Raw genomic sequence first — 4,354 nt, 5'->3', positions numbered from 1 at the left:
CAGCGGAGCGCGCTCCGCTGCCACCGCGCACTGGTCGAGCTGGGCGTCCGCCAGGTCGGGCCCCAGGCCGCTGCGGAGGGCTTCGATCGCGACCGTGGGGGCGAGGACGGCCCGGTTGTGGTCCCGGCAGACGTGACCGGGTGTGCCATGAGGTTGGAAGTGGCGGGCGGTACCGATGGACGTCATGACTTCTCCGCTGTAGCTGATCGGGAATGGCTGCCCGGCGGCGGACGGGCAGCCGGTGTGGTCATCCTGGTGTCCGGCACTGACAGTTCGTGCTTGTCAGTGGCCGACGAGTGGGACCACCAGGACGCCGGCGGGAAGATCCATCGCGGCCAGCATTTCGGCGGCCCGTGCACTGGCCGGTCCCGCCCCGGCGGCATCGAGACGTACGCAGCCGATGGACGGTCCGTGGGGCGGGTAGAGGTGAACGAGGGTGTCGGGAGCGTTGCGCTCCCAGACGCTGACGCTCGCGTAGGCGCAGCCCCCGATGCCGGGGACCTGCTCGGCCACGGCCAGGGTGAACGCGGCGATCAGTTCGGGACTTGCGGTCCGCACGGACGGCGGAAGTGGCACACGGTTCCGGCGGGACCGGAATCGAGTGGTGAGGAGGGCGACGGCCACGCCGAGGGCGAAGCCGATGAGGAGCGCGTTGGGCCTGAGCACGAAGTCCCCCGGAGGAAGGTCGAAGCCGGTGCGAAGGGAGGAGGAGCGGGCGCTACAGATTGGTGGGGGCGGACACGGCCACGTGCACGAGGTGCGCGAGCCCTTCACGCTGTGCCTTGACGCTGACGTTCGCCGTCAAGGCCACGCGCTGCTGCCCGGTAGCGGAGGCGACGAGCACGGCCACGAGGCCGTGGACCAGGGCCTTGCGGGCGCCGTCCGACGGCATGGGGCGCTCGACGGCGGCCGCCAATGCGCGGTTCACCGGCCGGGTGACGGACTTGAAGGCATGGACGAAGCGGGGGTCGGCCTCGGCGGTGAGGGCCGCGATGACGCGGAGAGCTGCGCGGTGCCTGCCCCAGTGGTCCAGCACGGCGCCGACGAACTGCTGAGCGCCGGGCAGGCCCTTCGTGGCCCAGCTGCCGTCAATGAAGGCGCCAAGTGCATCCGCCGTCTCCCGAGCGAGATGGTCGGCGGCATCGAGCACGATCTCTTCGACACCCGAGAAGTACTGGTAGACGGTGGCTGGTGACGTACCCGCAGCGCGAGCGATCTCCACGACAGTGACGTCGCGATAGGAGTGCACACCGAACAGGTCGAGCGCAGTACTCACGATCAGCTGGCGGGTGCGAAGGCCCCGCTGGCCGGGCACACGGCCGTCGGTCGTACGGGGCAGGGCAGGGGAGGGCACGGTCTTCTCCTGGAACGGGAGGCGAGAGGGGATGAGGGGAATGGCGGCCAGGGCCGGGCAGTTGTGCATCGCCGCCGTTGCTGGGCCTGTTGGACGTGCGCGGCGGAGGAGCGGCGTGCCGACACGGGATTTCTCAAGCGGGCACGGACTCATCGGCGGCGGGGATGGCGGCTGCATGATGGGCGTAGAGGTGCACGGTGAGGAAGGCGATGCTGAGGGCCAGCGCCACGTAGCCGGACACGGACGCCTGCGGGACGAGGTCGCCGCTGGAGTTACCGAGAAGAGCGATCCAGACGACGAGTGCGCTCACGACCAGCAGCGCGTCCATGGTGACGGCGACTCCTCCCCAGATTCGATGAGGCGCGAGTTCGGGCTCCTTGGGGTCCTCGGACTGCCGGGCGGCATCGGCGGCTGGCGTGCCGCTGATCAGGCGGGAGACCGCGGTGGTGATGACGCCGAAGGCGATCAGGAACAGGAACATCACGGGCTGCTCAAGGATGAGCCCGGCCGCCGCGAACAGAACCGCCACGCCGTAGGCCATGTGTAGTGGGAGGCAGAAGCGGTGCGGGTGGGCGCGGGTGGGGCGGAAATCGGCCATGAGAGGTCCTTGAATGAGGATCGGGCGCCTGGCACCCCGCGAAGAAGAGCGCGGGGCCATGGAAGAAGAGGCGGCCCGGCTGGTGGTGGAGGAGGAGGCTCGGACCGCCGACTATCTCTAAAATACACGGAATCATAGAGATATGCAACGTTCGAGTTATGGGTGAACCCGCTTGTCCGCACCGGCGCTGCCCTGGGAGCCGTGGCTCCGGGCGCGCAGCATCCGGTCGGACCACGGCGCCCCTGCGGGACCTACGGGGTGCTCCGGGATTGTGATCTCGTCGTGCACGCAGCCCTCGTGCGCCTGCCGCTCCGCGTGCTTGTGCGGGTTCGGGCACTGCTGGCGTTCGTGTTCGCCCCGCCAGTATCGAACGGTCAGCTTGCGCCCGGTGTGCCCCCCTTCGCTCCCTTCACTGCGGCGCTGTGCCCGGTAACGCTCGCCCGCGTCCGGGTCGACCCACACGGTGGTTACCTGGCCCGAGTCCGTGATTCCCCGACGCCGGTCGGAACGCTGCTCACGCGGCTTGACCTCGTGAACCTGCTCGGCCAGAACCCGGACCGACGACCGCTGGTGCTGCGTCAGGAGCTCCCAGAGACTGCGGACATGCCGGATCATCAGCTCGTTGCGCCCCAAGCTCCCGAGGCCCTTCCGATGCCGGTCGGAGTTCTCAGGGTCCCGAAGCCGAGTCTCCGGCTCCAGTACATCCCCCGGGCGCAGCAGGAGTGTGCTGTAGGGCGAAAAGGGGAGCGACAGCAGCGATTCGTCGCACGTCAGAGGCGTCACCCAAGTCCAGGAGGTATCGCCCGGCGGGATCTCCAGCGGCTCAGGCTCGCCGTCGGCCCCAAGCTTCAGCCACCCTTCGTCCTCCCCCGGCGCCCAAGGGCCCCAGACGTAGCCGATGATGCGCCGTCCGGTGGGCTCCGGCAGGACGAAAGGAGTGTTGAGGAACAGCATCCCCCGGGCGGAGGGGAGGTGCCGCTGGTCGAAGGGCGTCGTGCGCCGGTCGCTGCGCCGCTCCAACCGGCGCAGCGCCATCTGGGCCACCGAGTCGGTGATCTGCATCAGCCGGGCGGAGGCCGCCCGTTCCGCCTCCTGCCGCAGCTGCGTCACCACCCCCGCCTCCAGTCCCTCGGGATGCCGGTAGGGCGCCAGCGGCTCACGCCTGCTGCGGTACACCTCGGCTTTCATCAGGGCCCAGTCGATGTTCCCGGTGTGCGCCGCGACGTAGCGCCGCCGCCAGGTACGGATGCGGTTCCAGTCGGTGACTTCCCAGGTCGCGCTCTCGCTTTCGGCGAGGCAGTGGCCGGAGGGCGTGCCCGAGTAGGCGTCGAGGTTCAGCAGTGTGCGGAACCTGCGCACTTCGTCCTGGACTTCGTGGACGACGCCGCCGGTGGTGCCCATGGTCATGACCTGGTGGACGTCATCGGGGTCGATGGCCCACTCCATGCCCGCCACCTGGGCCAGAGCCGCACGCACGGTTTCCGCGTCGGCGATCTCCAGAAAGTCGGCGAGGAGCTGTTGGACGTTGCTGACCAGCACGTCGGCCGCCGCGAAACGAAGCAGACGCCTGAGCAGTGAGGCGCCCGGGCCGTGCTGCGCGCCCGACAGTGCGAGGAGTTGGTCCGCCACGCGGGCATCGTTCAGCGCCGCGTTCGCCAAGTGGGCGTACACCTGGCGGAACACGCCGAACGCCTCGGAACGATCGATGATTCTCTGGATCGCGTGCGACAGCCGGGCGAACGCCGAGGACTGCGTGCCCGGCAGCACCGGAGGACGGACCATCCCCGCTGCCGCTGCGTGGAGTTCCCGGTAGAGCTGGAACTGGAGTTCGGTGAGGATGGTGAACTCGCCGGGGGCGACGCGAGGCTTCTTGGCGGCAGCGGCGCCGATCGACAGCAGCTCAGAGTCCGGCACATCGGGAAGATGCGAAAACATGACAACCTCACCTGGAGAGACAGGGGTTCGGGGAAGTCCCGGCCGTTGCACGCCGGATCGATGAAATGAAAGTACATTCAATCATCGAGATATGCAACATCGAGAGGTTGGTTCCCGCCCAGGGATGAGGGAGAGGAGGCGAACGCGTCCGGAGCCGGCCCCTGGCCGTGAGGCGGCCAAGGCACTCAGAACGGCCAGTACGGAGGCCTTGTCCGTGTCGGGTACAGCACGGGGCGGCGCTTCTGCTCGGCTCTCGCCCTCTCGGCACGCCGGTGCGCGGACTCCTCCATCAGGCGGGTTTCCCGCAGGGAATCGGCGCAGGAGACCGTCACTCGACGGCCGAGCCTCCACAGCTGGGCGTTGACCACGCAGCACGCGACGTTCAACGGGTCGATGTCGTTGAGCCACCACCGGTAGTGGGCCGGGTTCATGCCGTAGACCCGCATCGCCGCGGCCGCGGCGCGGGC

At 69.1% G+C, this 4,354-nt stretch carries 4 protein-coding genes and 2 pseudogenes; all 6 read right to left on the bottom strand.

Translation table 11 applies throughout. From position 1 onward, the window contains the following. Nucleotides 1–186, bottom strand: a pseudogene (locus AOK08_RS42040) (hypothetical protein); the annotation flags it as partial. 96 nt (nucleotides 187–282) lie between these two features. After that, nucleotides 283–666 carry a hypothetical protein gene (locus tag AOK08_RS42035; protein WP_055535858.1) on the bottom strand — a complete coding sequence of 128 codons (384 nt, stop codon included), beginning with the start codon at nucleotides 664–666 and terminating at the stop codon, nucleotides 283–285. A 52-nt stretch (nucleotides 667–718) separates the two neighbouring features. Continuing rightward, nucleotides 719–1,354, bottom strand: coding sequence for a TetR/AcrR family transcriptional regulator (locus tag AOK08_RS42030; RefSeq protein ID WP_063794251.1), 636 nt, complete (start codon nucleotides 1,352–1,354; stop codon nucleotides 719–721). A 133-nt stretch (nucleotides 1,355–1,487) separates the two neighbouring features. Next, the gene (locus tag AOK08_RS42025) at nucleotides 1,488–1,952 is read right to left on the bottom strand and encodes a hypothetical protein (RefSeq protein ID WP_055535854.1); all 465 of its coding nucleotides are present in this window, start codon (nucleotides 1,950–1,952) and stop codon (nucleotides 1,488–1,490) included. A 156-nt stretch (nucleotides 1,953–2,108) separates the two neighbouring features. Next, nucleotides 2,109–3,887 (bottom strand): hypothetical protein, encoded by a 1,779-nt coding sequence (locus AOK08_RS42020; RefSeq protein ID WP_055535852.1) that lies wholly within the window; start codon nucleotides 3,885–3,887, stop codon nucleotides 2,109–2,111. Nucleotides 3,888–4,072: 185 nt separating this feature from the next. Then, nucleotides 4,073–4,354: pseudogene (locus AOK08_RS42015) on the bottom strand (hypothetical protein); the annotation flags it as partial.

Origin of the sequence: Streptomyces graminilatus (assembly GCF_001418565.1) — a bacterium.
Taxonomy (GTDB): domain Bacteria; phylum Actinomycetota; class Actinomycetes; order Streptomycetales; family Streptomycetaceae; genus Streptomyces; species Streptomyces graminilatus.
Note: the sequence above shows the minus strand (reverse complement) of the source record. Positions and strands in the feature narration are given on the sequence as shown.